Here is a 21,742-nt window from a genome sequence, read left to right on the forward strand (position 1 = left end):
GCAAGGCGAAGTGGGAAGACCACGGCCGAACCGCAGGACGACTCGATCGCTTCGATGCGATGCGCACCCTGCGGCTGACACTCTCAGACCTGGCGGCCATCGGATCGGACGCGGGCCGTCCTCTTGGTCGAAGCCTGAAACCAAGTGGGGCGGTGAGCACCGGTGGGGATGTTCTGCGAGTCCAGCAGCCCGGGCCGTTCCACCGCCTCCTTCTGCAGGAGCAGGCGGCCCTTCGACCGTGTCGGTACAGCACTAGCCGTCCCCAACGTCCCCATCAATGGTTCGAGCCCTTGTTCCGATGATGAGAGACCTGCTCCTTTGCCGTGCGCCACCGTGACCGAGTCTGCTCGACCACGCTGTCCCACTGCCGGCGGACCTCATGGTCGGAAGGGCGATGGCCCTGGCGGATCCGGCTGAGCTCGTCTCGTACTTCTCGTCCCAGTGCCGCCGATGCAACCAGGACGAGCATGGCTGTGAAGAGGGCGGAGATCAGCGCGAAGACAGCACCGACCACCCCGTAGCGTGCTGCGGAGGAATTGAAGAGATGCGGCATGTAGATGGTTGCGCCCACTGAATAGGCCATCGTCAGGACGGCGCCGGTGACGCCGAAGGGAAGCAGGTCCAGCCAGCTGATCCGCTTCGCCGACAGGATTCGGCCGCTCCAGACGAGGAATGCAGCGGTCACCAGTACCCGGCACACCGCGGCGGCCAGCCTCAGCACGCCCTCGCTGAGGAGCGCGGAGAGTAACGCGTTGACCACAACGAAGCCACCGAGAGTGAGGGTCCACCACAAGCCGTTGCGCGTGTTGCGCACACTGAGGGGCTTGAGTTCCCATGCCTGCTCGAAGAGCCGCTGTGCGGCTCGCGAGAAACTCAGCACCGAGATCGTCAGAAACACGACCCCGAAGATGCCTACGCTCGCGCTGGTCGCTTCGGTGGGAGAGAACAGCGCACTGACTGCCGTGGCGCCCGCTCCGGTGAGGTTGTAGCGCTTGATGATCCGCTCTGCGGCGTCGTAGTCCACGAAGTTGCTCGAGGCGGCGCCAAGGAGGACGGAGAGCGGGATCAACGCTGTCAGGGCGCTGGACGCCAGGGCCATCGAGCGGTCGAAACCCACGATCTTCTGAAACCGGTTGATGACCCGCAACGCGAAGGCAGGCCGCAGCCAGAACGTCAGCGTCCTGACGAGGCGCTCTCGATTGATCCCCGTCGCCCTGCCCTCCGTGAAGATCGGGACCTTTGTGGCGACGCGAGCCTAACGGTCGGTCGCCCGACCGATGAAGGGCGACACGAGAAGCAGCCTGCCGGCCGCACGGAGTTCCGATGCCTCGCATCGTCACGTAGTCCGCTGCATTTCGGGATGGAGGCTGAAACGGCTGTGAACGATCCTTGACCTGGATCAAGCCGTCGTACCTGTTGAGATGTACCGCTGAGGGTGGGGCACCAAGGAAGACCAGGAGACCGTCCTCGCCGTCGAAATCTCCCGTGAAGGCTTCGAGCGGACGCTGGGACAAGCGTGCTGACGGCGCTACGGAGCCGCTGATGACCAACCGCCCTGTGGGCTGCGTGAGTAGAAACCTTCTCCACGGGTTCAAGGCTCGTCGCACGCTCACCGCCGGGGCCTTGCGCTCCTGTCGCCGCCCCGCGCTGGGTCCCGGCTACGCCAGCCGGGCCGCCGGCCTGCCCCGCTCCGAAGAGGACACACCACACAGGCCCGGAGCCCTCGTCAAGAATTCGACGAGGGCTCGTGAACGATCGATGCCAGCGATCAACCGTGGGCGCAGGACCCTGGCTGAGGGCTCACAACTGAGTGGGCGGCTGGTTCCCCGACATGTTCTCAGCGCCGGGGTTCATGGCGGTGCCGCCGGGGTTCATGGTGGCGGTGTCGGGATTTGTGGTGGTGCCGCCGGGGGTCGTGGTGGTGCCGCCCGGGGTAGTCGTGCCACCGGGGGTCGTGGTTCCGCCCGGGGTTGTGGTAGTTCCGCCGGGGGTTGTGGTGGTGCCGCCCGGGGTCGTGGTTCCGCCCGGGGTTGTGGTGGTTCCGCCGGGGGTTGTGGTGGTGCCGCCTGGGGTCGTGGTTCCGCCCGGGGTTGTGGTGGTGCCGCCGGGGGTTGTGGTGCCGCCTGGGGTCGTGGTTCCGCCCGGGGTTGTGGTGGTGCCGCCGGGGGTTGTGGTTCCGCCGGGGGTTGTGGTGGTGCCGCCGGGGGTTGTGGTGGTTCCGCCCGGGGTCGTGGTGGTGCCGCCGGGGGTCGTGGTTCCGCCGGGGGTCGTGGTTCCGCCCGGGGTTGTGGTGGTTCCGCCGGGGGTCGTGGTGCCGCCCGGGGTTGTGGTGGTGCCCGGGGTCGTGGTGGTCGTCGTGTTGCCGGTCCCCGTGATGACGGAGCCACCGATGGTGGAACCAATAATTTGGTTCAGGTTGTTGGTTGTCTGATTGATGACTTGGGTGATCAGCGTTTGCGACAGGCCAAGGGTCCTCCCCGCGGCCTGTGCCGCTGCTATGCCCTCCGCCTTCGCCGCTTGCGGGGAGGCGCCCCTCATCGTCGCCGCTTGCGCTGCTCTCGTTCCGGCAGCCGTGGCAGCGGCTGCGCCGGTTCCGCTTCCTGCCGATGTCGCCGGCGCACCATTGCAGAGCACAGGGCCTACCGAGAAGTTGCCCGCGCCCGTAACGACGGTCGGTCCGATGCGACCGTCAGAGGAAGAGCGCACCATCATCCCGGCAGGCGACACTGCGAACGTCCCATTGGGAGCGAACCCCTCTCCAGTCAGGCTATTTGCCACTACCTGACACTTCTGGCCGGGGGCAGCGGATGCTGGCTCGGCAGTGAGCGCAGCCATCCCTCCGACAAGCGCAACTGTCGCGGCGGCGCTCAGGGCGATCTTTCCTCTCATGGTTTTCTCCTTTTCGGCGCTGTGCTTGCTATCCCTCACGTGCCGACGTGAACGGCGGGCCATCACCATCGTGGCTTCGGCGTGACGCTGACGTAGTGGCGGGTCTGGCAAGCAAGTCCGTGCAACTCGAGGTGAACTCCCGCTCTTACACCTTGCGCGTTCTCTCTGAGGATGTCGCGCGGAAGGATTTCCCGGATTCAACCAGTAACGGCTGAGGAGTTGCCTCCAGCGACCACTCGCCGGACACCGGTACATGGGTGTCCGATGGGAAACAAGTGAGGAGCAGCCGAAGCCTGAGAAGGTGCACGCGAAGGCGCTGCGGGAGCTGGGGCCGGTGCCGTACGATCTGATGGTTGCCAAAGCGCAGTGCTCCTACGTGATTCGTCCCCGCAGAGTCACATCGTGCGTGGGGCCTCTGAAGCCCCGGAGCGCCGATGACGGGACAGTTCAGTTCACTCCCTAGCCTTTGGGCTGATGAACATGAAGATGACAACCTTGCGGAGCATCGGTGTCGCAGCGGCAGCCTCCTTCTGTCTGGAGGCCGGCATATTGGGCACATCAGCGAGTGACTCCGTTGCCTCACCGCAGAATTATCAGGTCGCACCATCAGTGCTTGAGTGCTACACAACCATTGGTGATCCAAACACGATTGTGTGCTATCGGGTTTCGAAGCGACTCCTGAACAGGGGCGGTAAACTTACCTTTGTCCCCTTCCTCATTCAGGTGCCCACGTCTTCGAATCCCCCACCCCCGGCCGTCGTGAATGTTTTGCCCCCACCCCCGCCCCCACTCGATCCGCCAGGGGAACTTCGACCTGAATCCTCCAGTGGCACCGAACACTCAGCAGAGCCATCAGCCGGCTGAGATCACCTTCACCGGGTACCGCTGGGCTCCCCGCGGGCCGCGGGGCCCGAAAGGGCAACCCTTGGGTACGGCTCGCAGGTGCCCTCTGAGTCCTCGCCCAGATGCCCCGACTGCGACGCGCTGATGCGGTCCGGTGGCTTCGTCATCTTCCAGAGGGATGGCGACAGCAAGCGAGCCTGCCGATTTCTGTGGCGGTGCGCCGGCCGACACGTTTGGTGGAAGTGGGCGGACCGTCCTGACGATCCCCTGGAGCCCTGCCCGTACCCGCAGTTGTTCCGATTCTGACATCGATGGCTGATCAACAACGGGGCAGAGGGACACCCCTGAGCGACCTGGAACAGAGTAGAACGGCGTCGGTCGGAGCCGTGAGGGCGTTCAACTCGCGCGGTGCCGTCGACTCGGTGCTGCAGCGCAGACGTGCCGTCTTGGAGTGGAAAGCGCAGCGGTCGGGCGACTTGAACTTTGTGGGCGACGATGTGATCGGCCCCTTGTTCTCCCCGATCACCAGGAAACTTCGTCGCTTTGGCGAGCCTTCTGATACTGGCGCTCACTCGCCCGCTCGCCGTATGCCAGTGCCGGCCACCAGTGTGCCGCCGTCTTCGGTGAGGAAGAGCATGAAGCTCCATGCCCCATCGGCAGCTGTGACCTGCCCGAGGCGCACCAGTTGGTGAGGTCGGCCGAGGAGCTGCCAAACGCTTTTGATGATGGGTGGCTTGCCCCCGGGCTTTGCCCGACGCGGACTCATCCGAACGAGCTCTGCCCGACGCGGACTCATTCGAAGACGATGACCTGTCGTCCGAGGATGTCGCCGCGGCCCAGGGCCTCCAGGTTCTCGTTGACGTCTTCGAGCTTCACTTTGGTGACGTTGTGTTTGACGAGGCCGGCCTCGGCGAGAGAGAGCACCTCGACGAGGTCCATGTGGTTGCCCCAGAAGGAACCGAGGTAGGACAGCTCCGTGCCGACGAAGGGGAACTGGCGGTGCTCGACACTGTGGCTCATGAGGCCGACGGCTGCCAGTGCGCCTTCGGGGCCGAGCAGGTCGAACCCCATTGAGATGGATGCCTCGCTGCCGACGCAGTCCAGGATGGCGTCGATTGTTCTCCGGCCGGTCAGCCTTTCCAGTTCGTCCTGGATGGCCTCGGTGGACTTGTCCCTGACGTTGATCCCGTGGTCCGCGCCGTTCTCCTTCGCCACGTCCAGTTTGCTGTCCCTGCGGGCGAACGCCACCACGGTCGCGCCGCCTCCGAGCAGCTTCGCGTATTGGACCGCGTAGCTTCCCAGCCCGCCGATGCCCGTGACTGCGACGGTGCGGCCGGCTCCGAGCTTGCCTGCGTCCCGGAGCTTCCTCATCCCTCGGTACGGGGTCATGCCCGCGTCGGTCATCGGGGCGAGGAGCTCAGGCGCTTTCGCGGCGTCCTCCGAGACCGGTATCGCATGGCGGTACTCCACAGCCATGTACTCGGCGAAGCCTCCGGGAGGGCCGAAGCCCACCCACCGGCCGTTGCCGCTGCACAGCTGCTCGTTGCCTTCGCGACACTGCCGGCACGTGCCGTCTCCCCAGCTGGGGTTGACCACCACCATGTCGCCCTCTGAGTAGCCCACCGTTTTCGGTACGCCGCTGCCCAGTCCCGCCACTCGGCCTGTGACCTCATGACCGGGAATGTAGGGGAACTCCACAGGAAACGGGCCCTTGAAGTAACCGTCGACGAGCTGGTAGTCGCTTCGGCACATGCCCGTCGCGGCGACCTTCAGGAGAATTTCGTCCGGACCGGGCTCGGGCACGGGAACCTCGTCGATTCGAAGGGGCTCCTGATATCCGTACATCCGAGCTGCTCGCATCTGCATGGGGTGTGCCTCGCTTTCGTCGGAAAGCTGCGGTTCGATCCGTGCAACGTGGCGGGATTCGGATTCTGTCGTCGGTCTCTGCGCCATCCGCTTCCGATATCACCATGTTCGTGTGTCTGCTCTTGCTGCGCATCCGGTGCTGTGCCGGGTGATCGGCAGCGGGTGTGGTGGCCGCGTGGCGGGTCGCTCGCTGTTGAACCGTGGGGTTCCGGACCGGCTGCGGAGGTCAAGTCAGGGCCTCGACCAGCTCTTTGGCGAGAGGGCCCGAGGAAGCGGGGTTCTGCCCGGTGAAGAGACTGCGGTCCACGACCGTGTAGGGCTCCCAGGCAGGACCCCGCGAATACTGGGCAGGCAGCTTCTTCAGCTCGTCCTCCAGCAGCCACTTGGCCTTGTCGGCGAAGCCGACGCCGACCTCTTCTTCGTTGCAGAAGCCCGTCATACGGTAGTTCGCGAAGGGTGTGCTGCCGTCTGCGTCACGGGTCGCGAGGAGAGCAGCCGGGGCGTGGCAGACGATGCCGAGCGGTCTGCCGGAAGCGAGCGCCTTCCGCAGCAGTGACCCGGAGTCGAGGTCGACCGAGAGGTCTTCCATCGGACCGTGCCCGCCGGGGTAGTAGACCGCGTCATAGTCCTCGACTCGCACGTCGTTGAGGGAGACGGGATGCCGCAGCTCATCCGCCGACTCGATGACGGCCTCCTCCTGGAGGGCGTTCTCCTCGCCGCCCGCCATGCGGGGTTCGAGGCTCATCGTGTCCACAACGGGCACGACACCACCGGGAGTTGCCACGGTGATCTCGTGTCCGGCGTCGGTAAACACGTTGTACGGCGCCACGAACTCCTCGGCCCAGTACCCGGTGGGGTGTCGGTGTCCGTCCTTCAGAGTCCAGTAGCTCGCACCGGTCAGCACGCACAGGATCTTGGCCATGGGGCGCTCCTCCGGAAGATGTTTCTTCAGAATGGGCCTGGTGCGTTTAAATGCATATACCAGTGTGAGTGGGCGCCTTGGGGGCTGCAACTCGCGGCCGGTCTGGACATGTGAATATCGGCATCATAAAGCTTTTTGAATTTCGATGTCGCCGTACAGAAATTACACGCCAAGAACGCGTTTGATTTTCGGCGACGAGTCGTCTTGAGGTGAGCAAAATGATTGAGTGGTTCACTGGGTGGGTTTTGATCGGGATCCGATCGCTACCGACCTGAGGGTTGCCCCGAAATCCCTGGTGGATCAGCGCGCGACGTCGGATGTGGCGCATCGCAAGGCGGAGGAGCGTCCTCGTACGGGGCGTATTCGGGCGTTCCGGCAACGCGGCGAGGTGCCGCAGCTGTCGTCGTGCGTCCGCCAGGGATGACGGGACAGCCCTGAGCGACATCGGCGTGGTTTGAGTTCCTACAGGGCACGAAAACAACTTCGTCGTCATTTCCGCGGGAACGGAAACGGGCGGTGAGAGACGTGGACGGTATAGACGGCGCAGGCGTGACCGGCGTGCGGCAACACAAAGTGGCCGCGGGGGGCCTGGGGCCGTTGGCGTCCACGCTGGTGCCGCTCGGGCTTGCGCTGTCACTGGCTGCGATGTCGCTGCTGGTGATGCTTCCGGCAGCCCGGCATCTGCGCTCCTTCCAGGACGGCGAACGAGCTTCCGGCACACTGCATACGAGCGGCTCGTGCATGTTGGGCCAATGCAAGGTCGAATTCGAGACCGCCGGACGGACCGTGGTGGCGGAACTGCCCGTGGGCAGCGGTGGCGGCAAGAACTCTGCCGGGACCCAGATGATCGTCCGGTACCACGCTGACAAACCGCAGGTGGCTGCCGGCGAAGACGATGTCGGAGGCGGCGGGGCAGCCCTGCTCTTCCTGGTGCTGTCGGTCGTGGCACGGGTCTTCGTGGTGCGGCAGCGGCGCGTCCGCCCCGTGCCCGGCAGGACTCCGCAGGACGGGTAGCGGCATAGCGGCAACGGGGAGTCACCGCGCCGTGCCCGAGCCGGTGGGCGTGGACCATCTGGGGACGGATCGCCGCCGACCCACGGTTCGCAATGCCGCGACCTGTGCTGTCGCGAAGGACCGACTCACACGCGGGTCCTCGGACCGTGGGCCGGCGAAGGCGGGGGATGCCACAACGGCAGGCAAGGGGCGCTCGTGCCGCAGCTGTCGTCGTGCGCCCGTCAGGGATTACGGGACAGCCCTCAGCATCGCCTTTCGATCGTGAGGTAGGGGCCGAAGCAGAGGGGCGGGGGTAGATGTCAGACCCTCGACGTATCGTGCCCGCGTGATTCGAGACGTGTTCGAGCAACGAACTCTTGAGGCAGCCGCTGCGGATGCCGGATCGGCTGTGTTCGAGTTCGACGGCGCCCGTGCGTGGCTGTCGCGGGCCTCCGCGATGGCGATGGAACCACTGGCGGCAGAGGTGTGGGTCTTCGACGAGGACCTCGCACAGGTGTTGCTGGTGAAGCACCGATGGAGGGCATGGGTTCCGCCGGGCGGGAAGGTCGAGGCCGGTGAGAGTCCTCGTGAGGCCGCAGGACGTGAGCTCTTCGAGGAGACCGGCATCAGGACGGAACTGCTCCCGGAGCCGGCGGCTGTGGCGGTTCGGTCGTTCAGCCCTGACTGGCCGGTGACGCTCGGTCTGTCGTATGCGGCGGTTGTCGACGCGTCGAATCCGCTCGCGCCGGAGGACGGCCAGCCGGCAGCTTGGATGCGCCTGGATCGAGAATGGGAGAGCTACTTTCCCGATGATCGGCCCCGGATGCGCCAGCACGTCGAGTGGCTCGTCCGCCGTGGTCACGGCCGCAGTCGGTAAGGAGCCACCGATCCTAGGGCCGGCGACTCCTGGTGATCGGTGAGGGTCAGTCGGGGGCGACTGCATCGCTGCGGCTGCGGGCGATCCTGTTCTGCAGGCAGTCAAGGTTGAATGGGTTGGTCACGGGGTTCCCCGCAGCGGGGTGATGTCCGGGACCCGGTTGGTGATCGCCGGGCGGCGACCGGAGTGGCCCAACAGGGCGACGAGGGTGATTGGCGGTTGCAGCGCGGGTAGTTGCGGATCGCGACGTGTTTCAACGGATCGCTTTTCTGGGCTGTCCGATGCTGCGTTGGCCTGGCCGTGCGCAAGTCCACGCCCGGGCGCGGCTTGGAGCCGTCCGGCTTCCTCTGCTCAGGCCGGCGGTCGCGGTAGAGATGCCGGTGCAGGTGAACTGCCCCAGTGCCGATCCTGGTCACGATGCACGTCAACCCGCCCAAGACCTGGGGCAAGTACGCCGGGACCGTGCTCGGTTCCGACGGAAAGGGCGGCACCGCACCGCTCGCCGGGGTCACCGTCCTCCTGACCGACGACGATCCGGTACGAAGTCCGGGCCGTGCAAGGCCGGCCGACATCGACCGGCAACGGCAGAGGCCCGCGGCGTCTGAACCGGGCACGTCTGTCGGCCTGTTCTGCCCTCCTGGTCAGCCGGACGGCCGACTGGTACGCCGGCCACCGGTTTTCGGGCCAGGCCCGAAGTGCCCGACGTCTCGGTGACACCGGCGCCCCAGGTGCGGTGTGAAGCCGGGGCGACAAGGATGGGTGGCGGTTCCCGGAAGTCAGATCCCCGTGGGAGGCGTAGCGCCATGACCGCCATCCGTGACGACCGCGTCGCTCTGTTCGGCCGTCTGCGGGACCCGACCGCCCAGCCGGAATTCTGGGCCCGCGTGGCCGACGACGTCGACTGGACCGTGGAGGGCACTCACCCACTGGCCGGCCGCTACCACAGTAAAAAGGAATTCGTGGCCGCTACATTCACACGGCTCGCGGGCCTGCTCCAGGGCGGAGTCAAGCTGAAGGTGGAGCACCTTTACGTCGATGGCGACACGACGATCGCCGAGCTGCTGTCCACGTCGACCAGCAACGAAGGGGCCCCCTTCGCGAACCGCTACTGCTGGGTCTGCCGATTTGAGGGTGACACCATCGTGGAGGTGCGCGCCTATCTGGACTCCGCGATGGTCGACTACACCGTCCTGCGCAATGAGATTTCCTGGGAATGACCTGATGGAACTTCATTCCGGAGATGAGCGTCCTTCGCATCGAGGGGTGGATGACGCTCATCTCGGTGGTTCTGTGGGCGACCACGGCACCCAAGGAAGAGCTTCACGCCAACGGGGTCGCCCGTAGGCCCAGTCCTGAAGCACCTCCGCCACGGGTTCCACGGCGAACACCTCGTGCCCGCGGGGGACCGAGGCCTGGAAGTGCTTGTCCGGCCCTCCCTCGCGGTATTCCACCTGATAGCTCAGGTCGTCGTTGAGGTAGACCTGCATGTAGTGCTGGTCGGCAGGTTCCAGATCAAGCCGCTTCACGATGACGAACCGCCAGGTGAGGCTCATATCGGCCAGCAAATCGTGCAGCTGTTCCTCGGACGGGTCGTCCCAGGATGTCCCGTCCCACTCAATCGCCCGCAGTACCGGTGTCGCCATGCAGGTGACCGTACTGGCCGGTCACACCCGCGACGTCGTCGGGCGATCAGCTGCGTTGTCCGAAGGGCTGTGGCCCGACAGGCGGCCATGAGCACCGCCGTTCTCAGGGGCGTCGAGGGAATCGGGGGAGGAGTTTCTGGCGGTGGTCGGCAGGGAGTGCGGCGGTCTCGCGTTCGACGGACGTGAGGTACTACCGGATCCCGGTGTCGTCAGTGGTCTCCAAGCACGCTCTCCTCCCCTGTGCGTGTCACGTGCGTCGCGGGCGGCGGCCTCCCGCTCCGCCGGAGCCGGCACGAGCCCGAGCAGACCGTCGTCGCCCGCATCCGTCGGCACGGCACGGTGCTCGAACTCAGCTTGTTGCCGCGTGAGTACTACTGCGTGACGAAATCCGGAGCAGCCGGCCCGTGACGGCCGTCCGCCGGTGGTCGACCCGGCGGTGCCATCGGGTGATGACCGCTCTTTCGGCGCGCCGGCGACCGGTCGTCCGTCACTCGAACGGAGGCGTACAGGTGGTCGGCCGGGAGCGTGCCGCGCAGGGTCGGTTCTGTCCGCTCGACTCACTCCGGTCTAGGAGTTCCCATGGCACAGACAGCTCCCACGCCTGGCACGTCTCCTTCTCCCGGCCGGGGGGCCGCCCCCCGGTCCGGAGGCGGCCGGAATCCCTGGGCGGCCGGTGGAGTCATGTTCGCCGGTGTGCTGCTGATGGTCGACGGCGTCATGGCGGTGATCAAGGGCATTGCGGGTATCGCGTCCGACGACGTTTATGCGCGCATCAGCAACTACACGTTCAAGTTCGACGTGACGGCCTGGGGATGGATCCATCTCGTCCTCGGCGTGGTGCTCCTGGTGATCGGCTGGGGCATTCTCAAGGGCGCCGGCTGGGCCCGGGGGCTGGGTATCGGGCTGGCGGCGCTCAGCATGATCGTCAACTTCATGTGGCTGCCGTACGAGCCGATCTGGGCGGTCATTTCCATCGCCATCGACGCGTTCGTCATCTGGGCCCTGTGCACGGACCGTTCCGAGGCCGTCATCTGAACCGTCGCCGCGCCGGTCCGGCCTCGGGCCGGACCCCGCTTTCCGGTGGACCGAAGCGAGCATGGAGGGCGTGCACTCATGGCTGCTGGATCCGAGCCGTCGGAGGAGCTCGTCGCTCTTGCCGCCGAAGCGTATGTCTACGGGTATCCGCTGGTCCGCGGCCTGTCGACGGTCGAGGACTTCATGCAGGAGGGCGTCGGCTCCCTGGCGCCCGCCCCGTTCAACCACTTCGCGCACGACGGCGGACTCGCGGCCCCCGGTACCCACCTGGGTGACGTCAGCAACGACACGGTCCTCTCGGTCGCCCAGCTCGACCTCTCCGGCGGGCCGATCCGGCTGCACGTGCCCGACACCGACGGGGCGTACTACGTGCTGCAGTTCGTGGACGCCTGGACCAACAACTTCGCGTATCTGGGCCGCCGTGCCACCGGTACCGGCGAGGGCGACTGGATCGTCGCACCGCCCGGCTGGGCGGGCAGTGAACCCGCCGGGGTGCACGGGGTGATCGACGCGCCGACCTCCGTCGTCTCGGTCGTCGGGCGCATCGCCTGCGACGGTCCGGACGACATGGCGCGGGTCCGGGCGCTTCAGGAGCAGTTCACGCTCACCCACCTCGAACCCGGGACGCACCGCACGGGGCTGCCCGCGCCCGACAACGGCGTACCGGAGCAGGTGCGGTTCTTCGAGCGGCTGCGGGTGTGGATGGCCGACTTCCCGCCGGCCGTCGCCGACTGTGCGTACCAGGACCGGTTCCAGCCGCTGGAGTTGCTGGAGGAGGGCCCCTCGCCGTACGTCCGCGCCGATCCGGCCCTGGTGGGCGCGCTCGTCGAGGGGATGGCGCAGGGCAGGGCGCGCGTGGAGGCGGCCGGACGGGGCGGCGGGGCGAACGGTGGGGGATGGCGGACGGATACCCATCTCTTCGACTACAACCTCGACCGGTTCGGGGTGGGGACGATCGACTCACCGGAGTGGAAGATCGCCGACCGGGAGGCGTCCTACCTGGTCAGGGCGGTGGCCGCGAGTGGTGCGCTGTGGGGGAGCCACGGGTACGAGGCGGTGCACGCACACACGTTCCGCGACGCGGACGGCCATAGGCTCAACGGTGCCCACGCGTATGTGCTGCGCTTCGAGCAGCCGCCGCCGGTCGGGGCGTTCTGGTCCGTGACCATGTACGACGTCCCGGACCACCGGCTGGTCGAGAACGCGGCGGACCGGTACGCGATCGGTGACCGTACGCCCGGACTGGTGCGTGCGGACGACGGGTCGCTGACCCTTCACCTCAGCAGGGAACGGCCCGCGGATCCCGCGGCGGCGGCGAACTGGCTGCCCGCGCCCGACGGGGACTTCCGGCCCGTGCTCAGGCTCTACCAGCCGGGGCGCGCGGTGCTCGACGGCAGCTATGAGATCCCCGCTGTCGAACGGGGCTGACGGCGGGGCGGTCACCGGGCGGGGGACCGGGCGTTGTCAGTGGGGCGGTCCACACTGGAGACATGTGCCGCAGCATCAAGACCCTTCGCCCGCCCGTCCTCCCCGAAGAGGCCACCGAGGAGGACATCCGGGCCGCCGCCCTGCAGTTCGTCCGCAAGGTGTCCGGCTTCCGGGCCCCGGCCGCGCACAACCGCGAGGTGTTCGACCGGGCCGTCGACGAGATCGCAGAGGCGACCGCCAGATTGCTGGACGGACTGGAGGTGCGGGGGACTGCCGTCAGGACGTCGTAGTCGCCGAGGCCGTCGGGGACACGGAGGCGGTGGCCGTCGTGGCCGCGGCGCTGGCTGCTGCCGCGGCGGGGCGTCGCATCAGGCACGCGGCCAGCGCGCCGGCCACGAACAGGGCCAGGACGGAGACCGCCGTGCCCAGCCACGTCGTGCCGAGCCACTGGCCGCCGAAGTAGCCGAGCCCCACGCTGTAGCCCGCCCAGGCCACGCCCGCCAGGGCCGACCAGGGCAGGAATTCCTTCACCTTGCGGTGCGCCGCGCCCGCGCCCAGGGAGACGACGGAGCGACCCGCCGGGGCGAAGCGGGCGATGACGACGAGGATGCCGCCGCCGCGGCTGAGGGCGGCGCCGAGACGTTCCTGTGCGGTGGTGAGGCGGCGGGAGCGGGCGATGGCGCGGTCCAGCCGATCGCCGCCGCGCCAGGCCAGCCGGTACGCGACGAGGTCGCCGAGGACCGAGGCGGTGGCCGCGCTGAGAATCAGTGCGAGGAGCGACGGAACCTGGGGGACCTCTGCGGCGGAACCGCCCGCGACCGAGGTCGTGCCGGCGGCGGCCGCCGTGGCCGCCGCGATCACCAGGACGCCGCTGGGCAGCACGGGCAGGAAGACGTCCAGGAGCACCGAGAGGGCGACCACTGCGTAGATCCATGGGCTGCCGGTCAGCGCGCCCACACTCTCCAGCACCTTCTCGTACTCCCCGGTTCGTCTTCACGCCGCGACGTCGCAGGGGAGCGGCAGGGGCGGCAGGATCAGCTTTACAGCGTACGCCTGCCGTTTACCTGTGGATCATTCTGAACAGGGGATGTTGTGTACCTCACGTGTCTCGTGCGACACGCCTGCCCCACAGGCCTCGAGGCAGTGGGCCAGGTGCGGCAGCACGGGACGCGCCGCGGTTCAGGCGGCGACCGCCTGCGCCTGCTCGCGGGTGCGGTCCTTGCTCCGCTCCGCGTCGCCACGGCGGGTGAACAGCCGGTCCAGGGCCAGGGCGCCCGGACCGGTGAAGACCAGCAGCAGGAAGACCCAGCAGAAGACCGCCGACGGCTCGCCGCCGTTCTGCAGCGGGAAGAGCGCCTCGGGCTGGTGGACCTTGAAGTACGCGTACGCCATGGAGCCGGAGGAGAGGAAGGCGGCGATGCGGGTGCCGAGCCCCAGCACGATCAGGATGCCGCCGACGAGCTGGATGAGCGCCGCGTACCAGCCGGGCCGGCTTCCCGCGGGTAGGGAGCCGCCGCCCATCGCGCCGCCGAGGACGCCGAAGAGCGAGGCGGCGCCGTGGCAGGCGAAAGGCCGACGACGATCCGGAACAGGGCGAGGGCGTAGGGCTGGGCCCGGTTCAGACGTGTGTACATGGGGGGAGGGCTCCTTCGGTCGGTGGGGGACGTGAACCGATTGAGCGCCACAGGTCAGGGAACCCTCACTAGTGCTTGCAAGTTCAACATTCTGTCGACTGGCTGAAAGTTTCCTGCTCGTCGGCGGTCAGGCGCTGCTCCAGAACCGTCTCCAGCTGCGCACCCGCGGCCCCTTCCTTGGCCTGAACCAATGTCAGCGCAGCTTTCCGGCCATGCAGCGTCAGTGTCATCAGCTGGTTGCCGAACCACGGCCCGCCGGTCTTCCGCCACCGGTCCGGTGCCGGGTCCGTCCGCCCGTGCCGTGCCAGCAGCCGGCCGAGCAGCCGCCCCGCCCCGCTCCAGCCGAAACGGAACCCCGCCCTGAGCGGTCCGGGGACCGAATTGTGGACGGGAGAGCAGGTCAGCTGCAGGATCCGCGACCCCGGGGCGCCGTCCGGCGCGTCGGCGGGCCAGGAGGGCTCCGCGATGTACGCATGGTGCACATCGCCCGACAGCACGCAAACCGTCGCCGGGGCGTCCGGACCGCTCCCCGCCGTCCGGATCAGCTCCGTCAGGCGACGGAAGGAGCCGGGGAAAGCGGCCCAATGCTCCAGGTCGGAGCGGCGCCGCAGATTCTCGCCGAACCGCGCCCACCGCCCGTCGGGGCCGCCGCGCTCGCCCCGGCACAGCGCGGCGTTCCACGCCTCCGCGTCATGGACGAGCGGCGGCAGCAGCCACGGCAGCGAGGTGCCGATCAGGAGATGGTCGTACGAACCCGGGTCGGCGAGGGCCTCCTCGCGCATCCAGCGCTCCCCTTCGGCGTCCAGCATCGAGCGGCGCTGCTCGTCGAGTACGCGGGCCGCCCGGGTGTCCACCATCAGCAGCCGTACTCGGCCGAAAGCACGCCGGTAGCTCCACCGGGCGCGCGTGGGGTCGGCGTCCGCCTCGGCGGCGAAACGCCGCAGCGTCTCCGTACCGTCCGGGTCGGCGCGCACGGCGGCGTACAGCGGGTCGGCGGCCAGGGCGGCCGGGGAGAGGTTGCCGAGGTGCTGATAGACCCAGTACGACGCCAGCCCGCTGACGATCCGCTCGTGCCACCAGGGGGTGGCCCGGACGGCGGCGAGCCAGGCGGCGCTGATGTTCCAGTCGTCCACGACGTCGTGGTCGTCGAAGATCATGCAGCTGGGCACGGTGGAGAGCAGCCAGCGCACCTCGGGGTCGCGCCAGGACTCGTCGTAGAGGCAGGTGTACTCCTCGTAGTCCGCGACCTCGGCGCCCGGCGGCTCGCTCAGGTCCCGGCGCACGGCGAGGCGGCGGCGGGTCGCCTTCGATATCTCGTCCGCGTACACCTGGTCGCCGAGGAGAAGCAGTACGTCGGGGCGTGCGGCACCGGGGTCGGCGGCGAGCCGGGCGGCCAGGGTGTCGAGGGCGTCGGGGCCGGCGGCGTCCCGCTCACCGGGCGGAGGGGCGGCCCAGCGGCAGGAGCCGAAGGCGATCCGGACGGGTGCGGGCCCAGGGTCCTCCCCGGTCCCGCCCGGGGCCGTCGACGGTGTGGTGATCGTGCTCGCGGGGAAGGAGGAGTCCTCGAGCGGCCAGACCCGCCGGCCGCCGAGCAGCACCTCGTACGTGGTGGTCGAGCCCGGCGTCAGTCCGGTGACCACCACCAGCGCATAGTGGTGACCGGCGATCGCGAAGGTCGGGGACGAGCCCGACGCGCCGTCCGCGCAACGGACTTCGGCCGTGGTCGGCCGGTCGGCCTCCACCCAGACGGTCGCGGTGGAACCCGTCTCCCAGTCGACGTACCGCAGCAGTGGTCCCAGGCGCAGCCCGGCCATGAGGTGCCCTCCTCGCGTCGTTCCGTACGGATGGAGTCCCCGTCCGCGCGGGGGAGACCCCCGTTCCGTACGAGCGGGGGCTCCGTACCGTACGGAACGGCGGGGGAGGGCCCGGTGGTTCCGGTCAGCAGCCGTTCAGGACCGACTGGAGGGCGCTCTTCTCCGCGGAGTCCACGGTCAGGCCGTAGTAGTGCTTCACATGCACCCAGGCGCGCGCGTAGGTGCAGCGGTACGCGGTGCGCGACGGCAGCCACTCCGCGGGGTCCTGGTCGCCCTTGGACTGGTTGACGTTGTCCGTGACGGCTATGAGCTGAGGACGCGTCAGGTCGTTGGCGAACGACTGGCGCTTGGCGGTGGTCCAGCCGCTCGCGCCCGACCGCCAGGCCTCGGCGAGCGGGACCATGTGGTCGATGTCCAGATCCGAGGCGGCGGTCCAGGTGGCGCCGTCGTACTGCGAGTACCAACTGCCGCTGACGGCCGAGCAGCTGGAGTTCTGCGTCACGTTCGTACCGTCCCGCTTCAGGACGACCTCACGGGTGTCGCAGGCGCCCGACTGGGTGATCCAGTGCGGGAACAGGTCACGGCTGTAGCCGGACGACGAGCCTTCCGCCGAGACGGTCAGCTCGCTCAGGTAGGTGCGCGCGGTGGACGCGGCGACGGGGGTGGGCATGGCGGCCTGGGCGGTGGGTGCGGTGAGCAGTCCACTGGTTGCCGCAAGTGCGGCGGATGCGACGGCAATGCCCATGCGACGCGCGTAGACACCTGACATGCGAACTCCCTTGATGTGGGGGGACTTGGACGGGGGACGGTGAGGCCCGGCCATCGTGGCGGCGCAGGGTTTCCGGGGGGTGGGCGCCAGGTAACAGAGTGGCGACATGCGCACGTCACATCAAGGGGTACGACCAACAGGACTGACACTTCGACAATTCGGCTGCCCGGAAGCCCTGTTCGCCCCGGATGTCGGGGCAGGACCGGTTTATGGTGGCGGCGTGCTGCTACCGGTCACCATCACGCTCGGGGTCGTCCTCGCCCTGCTGCTCACGGCGGCGGCCGCCGTTGCCGCCCTGGCCTCGCTCGGCCGGTCGCGCGAGATCGTCCTGGCCGGGCTGCGCGCCGCGGTCCAACTTGCCGCCGTCTCCATGCTCATCGGCTGGGTGGTCCGCTCGCTGCCTGCACTGCTCGGGTTCGTGGTGCTGATGTATGCGGTCGCGGTACGGACCGCAGGGCGCCGGATCACCAGGAATCGCACGTGGCGGTGGGCGGCCCTGCCGATCGCGGCGGGCGTCGCACCGGTGGTCGCCGTCCTCCTGCTCACCGGACTTCTGCCGTTCCGTGGCATCGCGTTGATCCCGGTGGCGGGCATTCTCATCGGAGGTGCGCTCACCGCGACCGTGCTCGGCGGACGGCGCGCGCTGGACGAACTCACCATGCGGCACGGGGAGGTGGAGGCGGGCATGGCGCTCGGTCTGCTCGACCGCGACGCGCGGCTGGAGATCGCGCGGCCCGCGGCGGCGGACGCACTGCTGCCGGGCCTGGACCAGACGCGCACGGTGGGGCTCGTCACGCTGCCGGGGGCGTACGTGGGCATGCTGCTGGGCGGCGCCTCACCGGTTCAGGCGGGCGCCGTGCAGCTGTTCGTGCTGGTCGCGCTGATGGCCGCACAGGCGGTGGCCGTGGCGACGGTCCTCGAACTCGTGGCGCGAGGAAGGATGTACCGGGACTGAGTCCCGGGAGCGGACGGGAGTGTGGCAGGCGATCTTCAGAGCGCGCTGATGTGCAGGTGGATCGAGCCGTCGGCCGATGCCTCCACCCGGATCTGCGTCAGATCCTCGACGTGCGCGTCCGGCGCCAGCGCGGCGGCGCGCGGGCCGACACCCACGACGCGCATCCCGGCCGCCTTGCCCGCCGTGATGCCCGCCTCCGAGTCCTCGAACACGATGCAGTCGGCCGGCGCGAAGCCCAGCTCGGCCGCTCCCTTGAGGAAGCCCTCGGGGTCGGGCTTGCTGGCGCCGACGGACTCCGCCGTGACGCGGACGTCCGGCATCCGCAGGCCGGCTGCCGTCATCCGGGCCCCGGCCAGCGCCGTGTCCGCCGAGGTCACCAGGGCGTGCGGGAGGGCGGCGATCGCGTCCATGAAGGCGGAGGCGCCGCCGATCGGGACCACGCCGTCGGTGTCGGCGGTCTCCTCGGCGAGCATCACCCGGTTGTCCGCGTAGTTCTGCTCCATCGGGCGGTGGGGGAGGAGCACGGCCATCGTGGCGTATCCCTGGCGCCCGTGGACCACCTTGAGTGCAGCCTCGGGGTCCAGGCCCTCCCGCAGGGCCCACCGGCGCCAGCAGCGTTCGACCACGGCGTCGGAGTTCACGAGGGTGCCGTCCATGTCGAGCAGGAGGGCACGGGCAGTGAGGACGATGGCCGGCATCGGCGGGCTCCAGAGCGCGGGGGAAGAGAACAAGTAGCCCCGCCCGCCGGTCAGGGAGTGCGGGCGGGGGCTACTTTGTTCCATCACGATACAAAAACCTGTCCGGGAAAGCCAATCGTCGGAAGTGCGCCCGTGCCGGCAGGCTGTGTCATCAGGAGCGGCCGCGGCCCGTTGTCTCCGCCTCCAGAGCCAGCCGGGTGTTCGGGCCGTAGACGCCGTTCGGATCGCCCTCGATCGGCTTGCGCGACTGGTAGGAGCTCACGGCGCGCTCGACCTGGTCCGAGTAGATGCCGTCGTCCGGCCCCCAGTACTGCCACACCTCCTGCAGCCGCCGCTGCAGCTCGGCCACCGCGGGGCCGTGATCGCCGAGCTGCAGCGTGCGGCCGTGCGCCTTCGGGGTCGAGGTGGCCGACGGCGTCCCGGCGGATTCCCCGGCGGAGGGCGTGGCCGACGGAGCGGCCGGACTCGACGAGGTGGCGGATGCGGAGGGAGAGGACGGGGCGTCCGTCGACGGCGAGGCGGAGGCCGACGGCGAGGCGGAGGCCGACGCCGATGCGGACCGGGATGCGGACGCCGACGGCGACGCGCCGGGCCCGGAGGGAGTGTCGGCGGCGGTCGGCGCCATGGTGCCCGGGAGACCCTGCTCGCGGCCGGTGTCCGCGTCCCCGTCCCCGCTGAACAGTCCGCCGGCGAACGCCGCAGTGCCCACCACCGCGACCACGGCCGCGGCCACGGCGAGCGCCGCGAAGGGGCGACGACGGCGTGGCTGCACCGGATCGACCGCGCCCACGGCGTCCAGGGGGTTCGTGGCGCTCGTGGCAGCCATGGCGTCCGTACGGGGCTCGCTCACCCCGGTTCCCTCCGCCGGCGCAGGCGGTGGGCCCGTCATCGCCGCCGGGTCGAGGAACAGCGGCATCGTCATGGCCGCGTCGCTCCCCGGCGGTGTGCCGGCCGCCGCCTCGTCGTCCCCCAGCGTCACGTACGGCCGGACCCGCAGCGGATCGAAATCCTCCGCCGCCGCTGCCTCCGCCTGCTCCGCGGCCCTTCGTGCCGCCCGCTGCGCGCACCCGCAGCCGGGCCCTGCGGCGAGTCCTGCGTCCGGTCCTCCGTCCGGTCTCTTTGCCGATCCGCTGTCTCTACCGCACTCCGGGCAGATGTGTCCGGTCATCGTGGGTCCCCTCCCCTTGAACTGCCTGCGATTATGCAGCCCGCCGACGTGACGCCCCAACAGGCCATAACCGTCCACTACGTCCAGGATGGGGATGTAGCGGACCCGAGGAGAGTTTCATGGCCAACCAGCTGAGCAGCGCCCCGGCCCTGGCCCCCGGCGAAGGCCGCTCCCAGCGGACGATCCTGGTCGCCATCGGCGCCCTGCTCCTCGGCATGCTGCTCGCCGCACTCGATCAGACCATCGTCTCGACCGCCCTGCCGACCATCGTCAGCGAACTCGGCGGCCTGGAGCATCTGTCCTGGGTGGTCACCGCGTATCTGCTCGCGTCGACCGCCGCGACCCCGCTCTGGGGCAAGCTCGGTGACCAGTACGGGCGCAAGAAGCTCTTCCAGATCGCGATCGTCATCTTCCTCATCGGCTCCGCGCTCTGCGGCGTCGCCCAGAACATGCCGCAGCTGATCGGATTCCGAGCCCTCCAGGGCCTCGGCGGCGGCGGTCTGATCGTGCTGTCGATGGCGATCGTCGGCGATATCGTCGCACCCCGCGAACGCGGCAAGTACCAGGGCCTGTTCGGCGCGGTCTTCGGCATGACGAGCGTCCTGGGACCGCTGCTCGGCGGATTCTTCACCGAGCAGCTCAGCTGGCGCTGGGTGTTCTACATCAACCTGCCGATCGGCGTCGTCGCACTCCTCGTCATCGCCTCCGTGCTGCACATCCCGGTCCGCCGGACCAAGCACACCATCGACTACCTGGGCACCTTCCTCATCGCCGCGGTCGCCACCTGTCTGGTTCTCGTCGCCTCCCTGGGCGGCACCACCTGGGCGTGGGGTTCGGCGCAGATCATCGGCCTCGCCGTCCTCAGCGTGCTGCTGCTGATCGCCTTCGTGCTCGTCGAGCGGCGCGCCCCCGAGCCCGTACTGCCGCTGAAGCTGTTCCGGATCCGGACGTTCAGCCTCGTCGCCGTCATCAGCTTCGTCATCGGGTTCGCGATGTTCGGCGCGATGACCTACCTGCCGACGTTCCTGCAGGTCGTGCACAACATCACGCCGACCCTGTCCGGTGTGCACATGCTGCCCATGGTCGTCGGCCTGCTCCTCACCTCGACCGTGTCCGGACAGATCGTCAGCCGTACCGGCCGCTGGAAGGTCTTCCCGATCCTGGGAACCGGCATCACCGCGATCGGTCTGATGCTCCTGCACCGGCTCACGGAGTTCAGCGGCACCTGGCAGATGAGCGCCGTCTTCTTCGTCTTCGGCGCCGGGCTCGGCCTGGTGATGCAGGTTCTCGTGCTGGTCGTGCAGAACGCCGTCACGTACGAGGACCTCGGCGTCGCCACCTCGGGTGCCACGTTCTTCCGCTCCATCGGCGCCTCGTTCGGTGTCGCGGTCTTCGGCACGATCTTCACCAACCGGCTCACCGACAAACTCGCCGCGGCGCTCTCCGGCATCGCCCTGCCCCCCGGCGTGGACGCCGGCCGGCTGGCCGCCGATCCGCGCGCCCTCTCCCAACTGCCTCCCGCACTGCGGCCGCCGGTGCTCCACGCGTTCTCGACGTCGATCACCGATGTCTTCCTGTACGCCGCCCCCGTCGTCCTGATCGCCTTCGTCTTCGCCTGGTTCCTCAAGGAGGACAAGCTGCGCGGCTCGGTCACGGCCCCCGACAGCACCGAGACCCTGGCGTCGAACCCGGTCGAGCGTTCCTCGTACGACGAATGCGCACGGGCGCTGTCGGTGCTCGCCACCCGCGAGGGGCGACGCGATGTCTACGTGAAGATCACCGAGCGTGCGGGGTACGACCTGCTGCCCGCGGCGAGCTGGATGCTGCTGCGGATCAAACGGCACGGGGCCGTCGAACCCGGGCTGCTCGCCGACACCGTCCCGGTGCCGCTGCGGGTGATCAGCGATGCGGCGCGGCAGCTGGAGGAGCGGGGGCTGGCCCGGCGCGAAGGGATCCAGCTGGTACTCACCGACAAGGGCTCGGAGGCCGTCGTGAAGCTCTCGGAGGCCCGCGAGGCGTCGCTGGCCGAGCTGCTGGGCGACTGGTGGGGGCCCGAGCGCCCGAGCGACCTGGTCAAACTCGTGGCCGAGCTGACTGCCGAGACGTGCGGATCGCGCGAGGAGCAGCCGCACGGCCCGGGGCCGAAACGGGATCACGCGGCCTGATCCGCGGGGGCCGCCCGGGGCGTCCCGACCGGGGAGTCCGGGG

At 68.8% G+C, this 21,742-nt stretch carries 18 protein-coding genes and 3 pseudogenes; 11 read left to right on the plus strand and 10 right to left on the minus strand.

The window, feature by feature from the left end; genetic code table 11:
* Positions 1–274 precede the first annotated feature (274 nt).
* The gene (locus OG878_RS27315; protein ID WP_328889223.1) at positions 275–1,147 is read right to left on the minus strand and encodes a YhjD/YihY/BrkB family envelope integrity protein; all 873 of its coding nucleotides are present in this window, start codon (positions 1,145–1,147) and stop codon (positions 275–277) included.
* A gap of 242 nt (positions 1,148–1,389) precedes the next feature.
* Between OG878_RS27315 and OG878_RS27320 the strand changes: the two are divergent.
* Both OG878_RS27320 and OG878_RS27325 read left to right on the plus strand, forming a co-directional pair.
* A pseudogene (locus OG878_RS27320) lies at positions 1,390–1,520 on the plus strand (DUF4291 family protein); the annotation flags it as partial.
* Between the two features lie 311 nt (positions 1,521–1,831).
* Positions 1,832–2,431, plus strand: coding sequence for a hypothetical protein (locus OG878_RS27325; RefSeq protein WP_328889224.1), 600 nt, complete (start codon positions 1,832–1,834; stop codon positions 2,429–2,431).
* Between the two features lie 2,093 nt (positions 2,432–4,524).
* Here OG878_RS27325 and OG878_RS27330 read toward each other — a convergent pair.
* Together OG878_RS27330 and OG878_RS27335 are read right to left on the minus strand one after the other, a co-directional pair.
* On the minus strand, positions 4,525–5,535 hold the full coding sequence (locus OG878_RS27330) for an NAD(P)-dependent alcohol dehydrogenase (protein ID WP_328889225.1): 1,011 nt from the start codon (positions 5,533–5,535) through the stop codon (positions 4,525–4,527).
* A gap of 289 nt (positions 5,536–5,824) precedes the next feature.
* Positions 5,825–6,520, minus strand: coding sequence for a type 1 glutamine amidotransferase domain-containing protein (locus tag OG878_RS27335; protein ID WP_328889226.1), 696 nt, complete (start codon positions 6,518–6,520; stop codon positions 5,825–5,827).
* A gap of 558 nt (positions 6,521–7,078) precedes the next feature.
* Here OG878_RS27335 and OG878_RS27340 point away from each other — a divergent pair.
* The 3 genes from OG878_RS27340 to OG878_RS27350 all read left to right on the plus strand — a co-directional run bounded on the left by OG878_RS27340 (position 7,079) and on the right by OG878_RS27350 (position 9,607).
* Positions 7,079–7,534 carry a hypothetical protein gene (locus OG878_RS27340; protein WP_328889227.1) on the plus strand — a complete coding sequence of 152 codons (456 nt, stop codon included), beginning with the start codon at positions 7,079–7,081 and terminating at the stop codon, positions 7,532–7,534.
* A gap of 325 nt (positions 7,535–7,859) precedes the next feature.
* The gene (locus OG878_RS27345; protein WP_328889228.1) at positions 7,860–8,390 is read left to right on the plus strand and encodes an NUDIX hydrolase; all 531 of its coding nucleotides are present in this window, start codon (positions 7,860–7,862) and stop codon (positions 8,388–8,390) included.
* Between the two features lie 803 nt (positions 8,391–9,193).
* Positions 9,194–9,607: a nuclear transport factor 2 family protein gene (locus OG878_RS27350; RefSeq protein ID WP_328889229.1), complete on the plus strand. Its 414-nt coding sequence runs from the start codon at positions 9,194–9,196 to the stop codon at positions 9,605–9,607.
* A gap of 57 nt (positions 9,608–9,664) precedes the next feature.
* On the opposite strand, the gene OG878_RS27355 is transcribed toward OG878_RS27350, so the two are convergent.
* Positions 9,665–10,033, minus strand: a complete 369-nt coding sequence (locus tag OG878_RS27355; protein WP_328889230.1) for a hypothetical protein — start codon at positions 10,031–10,033, stop codon at positions 9,665–9,667.
* A gap of 240 nt (positions 10,034–10,273) precedes the next feature.
* Here OG878_RS27355 and OG878_RS27360 point away from each other — a divergent pair, with 240 nt between their 5' ends.
* The 4 genes from OG878_RS27360 (at position 10,274) to OG878_RS27375 (ending at position 12,786) form a co-directional block, all read left to right on the plus strand.
* Entirely contained in the window at positions 10,274–10,441 is a 168-nt protein-coding gene (locus OG878_RS27360; RefSeq protein ID WP_328889231.1) for a hypothetical protein, read from the plus strand.
* Between the two features lie 171 nt (positions 10,442–10,612).
* Complete coding sequence (locus OG878_RS27365; protein ID WP_328889232.1) at positions 10,613–11,068, plus strand: DUF7144 family membrane protein; 456 nt, start codon at positions 10,613–10,615, stop codon at positions 11,066–11,068.
* 78 nt (positions 11,069–11,146) lie between these two features.
* Positions 11,147–12,496 (plus strand): DUF1254 domain-containing protein, encoded by a 1,350-nt coding sequence (locus OG878_RS27370; protein ID WP_328889233.1) that lies wholly within the window; start codon positions 11,147–11,149, stop codon positions 12,494–12,496.
* A 62-nt stretch (positions 12,497–12,558) separates the two neighbouring features.
* Positions 12,559–12,786, plus strand: a complete 228-nt coding sequence (locus OG878_RS27375; RefSeq protein WP_328889234.1) for a DUF2277 domain-containing protein — start codon at positions 12,559–12,561, stop codon at positions 12,784–12,786.
* Here the strand turns inward: OG878_RS27375 and OG878_RS27380 are convergent.
* From OG878_RS27380 to OG878_RS27395, 4 genes and pseudogenes are all read right to left on the minus strand, one after another.
* Entirely contained in the window at positions 12,773–13,465 is a 693-nt protein-coding gene (locus OG878_RS27380) for a DedA family protein (protein WP_328889235.1), read from the minus strand. The genes OG878_RS27375 and OG878_RS27380 overlap by 14 nt on opposite strands.
* 210 nt (positions 13,466–13,675) lie before the next feature.
* Positions 13,676–14,130 (minus strand): annotated as a pseudogene (locus tag OG878_RS27385) (DoxX family protein).
* A gap of 83 nt (positions 14,131–14,213) precedes the next feature.
* Positions 14,214–15,944 (minus strand): alkaline phosphatase D family protein, encoded by a 1,731-nt coding sequence (locus tag OG878_RS27390; RefSeq protein ID WP_328889236.1) that lies wholly within the window; start codon positions 15,942–15,944, stop codon positions 14,214–14,216.
* Positions 15,945–16,068: 124 nt separating this feature from the next.
* Entirely contained in the window at positions 16,069–16,713 is a 645-nt protein-coding gene (locus tag OG878_RS27395; RefSeq protein ID WP_328889237.1) for an HNH endonuclease family protein, read from the minus strand.
* A 220-nt stretch (positions 16,714–16,933) separates the two neighbouring features.
* Between OG878_RS27395 and OG878_RS27400 the strand changes: the two genes are divergently transcribed.
* Complete coding sequence (locus tag OG878_RS27400) at positions 16,934–17,668, plus strand: ABC transporter permease (RefSeq protein WP_328889238.1); 735 nt, start codon at positions 16,934–16,936, stop codon at positions 17,666–17,668.
* A 35-nt stretch (positions 17,669–17,703) separates the two neighbouring features.
* Here OG878_RS27400 and OG878_RS27405 read toward each other — a convergent pair whose 3' ends face one another.
* Together OG878_RS27405 and OG878_RS27410 are read right to left on the minus strand one after the other, a co-directional pair.
* On the minus strand, positions 17,704–18,366 hold the full coding sequence (locus OG878_RS27405; RefSeq protein ID WP_328889239.1) for an HAD-IA family hydrolase: 663 nt from the start codon (positions 18,364–18,366) through the stop codon (positions 17,704–17,706).
* 151 nt (positions 18,367–18,517) lie between these two features.
* Positions 18,518–19,534: a peptidoglycan-binding domain-containing protein gene (locus OG878_RS27410; RefSeq protein WP_328889240.1), complete on the minus strand. Its 1,017-nt coding sequence runs from the start codon at positions 19,532–19,534 to the stop codon at positions 18,518–18,520.
* Positions 19,535–19,650: 116 nt separating this feature from the next.
* Between OG878_RS27410 and OG878_RS27415 the strand changes: the two are divergent.
* Positions 19,651–21,699: pseudogene (locus OG878_RS27415) on the plus strand (DHA2 family efflux MFS transporter permease subunit); the annotation flags it as partial.
* Between the last annotated feature and the right edge of the window lie 43 nt (positions 21,700–21,742).

The organism is Streptomyces sp. NBC_00316 (assembly GCF_036158715.1).
Lineage (GTDB): Bacteria > Actinomycetota > Actinomycetes > Streptomycetales > Streptomycetaceae > Streptomyces.